This window comes from Streptomyces sp. MB09-02B, assembly GCF_033794485.1.
Classification (GTDB): Bacteria; Actinomycetota; Actinomycetes; order Streptomycetales; family Streptomycetaceae; genus Streptomyces.
In genome coordinates, this window is the sequence record NZ_JARGEE010000653.1 from 1 (window position 1) to 3,365 (window position 3,365).

Here is a 3,365-nt window from a genome sequence, read left to right on the forward strand (position 1 = left end):
ACCCCGCCCCGCCCCCTCTCCACGCGCGCGTACCGTTCGGCGGTCGCCGCGGTGGTCGTCGTCGTGGCGGCGGCCGCCTACCTCCTCGTCCGGTACATGGGCTGAGCGGCCGATCAGCGGCCGATCAGCGGCCGATCAACGGCCGATCAACGGCTGACCAGCGGTAGGCGGACGCGCCGTCGCGGGATAAAGTCGTGCGGTTACGTCTGGTTGTGGGGGCGGGGCCTGGTCGTGCGGTCGGGGGCCCCGGTGGGAGGGCCTGTCGCGCATGAGTCGTCGCTCCAACGGGTTGGCCGGGATCTGGGCCGAGGCACAACGCCAGCAGCAGCGTCAGTCGGAGGAGCGGGCCCGGCAGCAGCGCGAGTACGAGCGGCAACAGCGCGCGTACCAGCGGGAGGTGGCCCGCAGCCAGCGCGAGCAGCAGGCGGCGTACCGGCAGCAGCGCGAGGCGGAGGCGCGGCGGCGTACGGAGGAACTGGACGCGCGGGTGCGGGTGTTGGAGGGGCTGTTGGTCGCGGGCTGCCGGGCCCCGGCGTTCAGGGCCGCGTCCCTCACCCGGTCCGAACGCCTTGAGCCGTTCTCCCCGGGGCCGCTCGCCCAGCCCGTGCCCATGCCGGACCCCAACCACTACCAGGCGCAGGGCGGTTGGTCCGCCCAGCGGCGCGCACAGGCCCAGGCCGAGGCACGTGCCCGGTTCGAGCACGACTGGCACGCGGCCCAGGCCGCGGAGGCCCAACGGCAGCAGCAACTGGCTCAGTACCAGCGGCAGTACGAGCAATGGGCGGAAGGACAGCGCACGGAGATCCGGCGGCACAACGCCGGACTCGCCCAGCTGGCGACCGCACTGCGCGACGGCGACCCGGAAGCCGCCGTCGACTACTTCTCCGCCGCCCTCTACGCCTCGTCGGCCTGGCCCGAGGGCTTCCCCCGCGGCGTCCGTGCCGCCTACGACCCGGCGGCACGGCAGCTGGTCCTGGACTGGGAGCTGCCCAGGTACGACGTCGTCCCCGAGACGAAGACCGTCGTCTACATGCCGAGCGTCGACCAGGACAAGGAGCGCCCGCGCCCGGTCACCCAGCGGCGGGCCCTCTACCGTGACGTCCTCGCCCAGTGCACCCTCCTGGTGCTCCACGACCTGTTCGCCGCCGACGAGTTCGGCGCGCTGGAGTCGGTCGTCCTCAACGGCTTCGTGGACGACCACGATCCGGCGACCGGGCGCCGCGCCGAGCTCTTCCTGGTGACCGTCACGGTGCCCCGGCCGGTCTTCGCCGGGCTCCACCTGGAGCAGGTGAGCGCCGTCGACTGTCTGACGGACGGCCTCCGGGGCCAGCTGTCCGCGCGACCGGACCAGCGCACCCCCGTCCGCCCCGGACGCAGGCCCGACGACGTCGGCGACGGCGTCGTCGTCCACGGCGGCGAGGACGAGCCCGACCTCCTGGAGATGGACCCCCTCGCCTTCGAGGCACTGGTCGCGGAGCTCTTCCGGGCCATGGGCATGCAGGCCGTCACCACCCAGCGCTCGGGCGACGGCGGGGTGGACGTCGACGCCCTGGACCCGACCCCGATCCGCGGCGGCAAGATCGTCGTCCAGGTCAAGCGCTACCGCAACACCGTCCCGCCGAGCGCCGTGCGTGACCTCTACGGCACGGTCCAGGACGCCGGTGCCAACAAGGGCGTCCTGGTGACGACGTCCAAGTTCGGCCCCGGCTCCCACACCTTCGCCAACGGCAAACCGCTGGAGCTGATCTCGGGCCGAGAACTCGTCGACCTGCTGCACGGGCACGGGCTGCGGGGGCGCCTGGGCCCCGGTGAGCGCCCCGTGCCGGTGTCGTCGACCGATCCCACGGTGGTGATGCCGATGGGCGATCCCACCGTGGTGATGCCAGCGGCCGATCCCACCGTGGTGATGCCTGTCCTGCCTGCCCAGCGGGCCAGTTCACCCCCGTCCACCCCGGACCCGTCCCCCGAGGATCACAGCGTGCTCGGCATGTACTGGACGGGCGGTGTCGCCCTGGACGTCTGCGCGCTCGTCTGCCGAGGCAACCGCGTCCTGAGCGACGACCACTTCGTCTTCTACAACAACCTCCGCACCCCCGACGGCACGGTCCGCGCCGTCCCGCCGACCGCGCCCGACAAGGCCGCGATCCAGGTCTCCTTCGACGCGCTGCCCGCGGAGGCCGACCGTCTCGTGCTGGTGGCCGCGATAGACCCGGCCGCGAACCCCGACGCCGACCTCGCCGGCTTCACCGACGCCGGCATCCGTCTCCTGGACCCCTCCCGCGCCGAACAGGGCCGCCTGGACGTCTCCGACGGCCGCGCCGCCGAAACGGCCCTGACCCTCGGCTCCTTCCGCCGCCGCGCCAACGGCGACTGGGACTTCGTCGTGGGCGGCAAGGGGTACCGCGGCGGCCTGGAGGAACTGGTCCAGGACTACGGCATAGACGTCGCGTAGCCGGGCCCCGCCCTGTGCCTCAGATGCCTGTGCCCGTCCGCCGCAGCACCCGCAGGGAGTCCGTGGCCGAGACCTCGGTGAAGGCGCCGGAGGCCAGGGCGCGGAGGTAGACGCGGTACGGGGCCTGGCCGGTGAACTCGTCCTCGGGGTCGGGGAAGACGTCGTGGATGACGAGGAGGCCGCCGGGGGCGACGTGCGGGGCCCAGCCCTCGTAGTCGGCGGTGGCGTGCTCGTCGGTGTGGCCGCCGTCGATGAACACGAAGGCCAGCGGGGTGCCCCAGAACGCGGCGACCTGCGGGGAACGGCCGACGACCGCGACGACGTGGTCCTCCAGGCCCGCGCGGTGGAGGGTGCGGCGGAAGGTGGGGAGCGTGTCCATGCGGCCCACCTCGGGGTCGACGGTGGACTCGTCGTGGTACTCCCAGCCCGGCTGCTGCTCCTCACTGCCCCGGTGGTGGTCGACCGTGATCGCCGCGACCCCCGCCTCACGGGCGGCGTCGGCCAGCAGGATCGTCGACCGGCCGCAGTACGTCCCCACCTCCAGCAACGGCAGCCCCAGCCGTCCCGCCTCGACCGCCGCGGCGTACAGCGCCAGCCCTTCCGCCGGCGGCATGAACCCCTTGGCTCCCTCGAAGGCCTCGAGAATCTCCGCCTTGGGCGCCGGCCCTGCCGGGTTCGCGTTCGGTGCCGCGGACATGGGTCCTCCGTGTAGTCGTACGAGTCGGTTGTGCCCTGACGTACGAGTACTCGGCGGTACGCCGTCCGGGGCGCCCCATGCTGCCATGCGGTGATCGGCGGGGGGTGCGGGGCCCGGGCGATTCGGTGGGCTGTCGGGCTGTCTTTTATACCAATTTAAGCCGGCCGACGAATAGCCGTGTTGAGAGCTAGTGGAGTGCCATAACATAAAAAAAAA

General features: G+C 72.6%; 2 protein-coding genes. One reads left to right on the forward strand and one right to left on the reverse strand.

Annotation, left to right across the window (positions count from 1 at the left end; genetic code table 11):
- Positions 1-268: 268 nt before the first annotated feature.
- Entirely contained in the window at positions 269-2,452 is a 2,184-nt protein-coding gene (locus P1P70_RS42325; protein ID WP_319247487.1) for a restriction endonuclease, read from the forward strand.
- Between the two features lie 19 nt (positions 2,453-2,471).
- Here P1P70_RS42325 and P1P70_RS42330 read toward each other — a convergent pair whose 3' ends face one another.
- Entirely contained in the window at positions 2,472-3,149 is a 678-nt protein-coding gene (locus P1P70_RS42330; protein WP_319247488.1) for a class I SAM-dependent methyltransferase, read from the reverse strand.
- Positions 3,150-3,365 lie beyond the last annotated feature (216 nt).

What these genes read in the sequence shown, in the direction of transcription:
- P1P70_RS42325 (WP_319247487.1), top strand. Translation starts at nt 269, where the DNA reads ATGAGTCGTCGCTCCAACGGGTTGGCCGGGATCTGGGCCGAGGCACAA.
- P1P70_RS42330 (WP_319247488.1), bottom strand. Translation starts at nt 3,149, where the DNA reads ATGTCCGCGGCACCGAACGCGAACCCGGCAGGGCCGGCGCCCAAGGCG.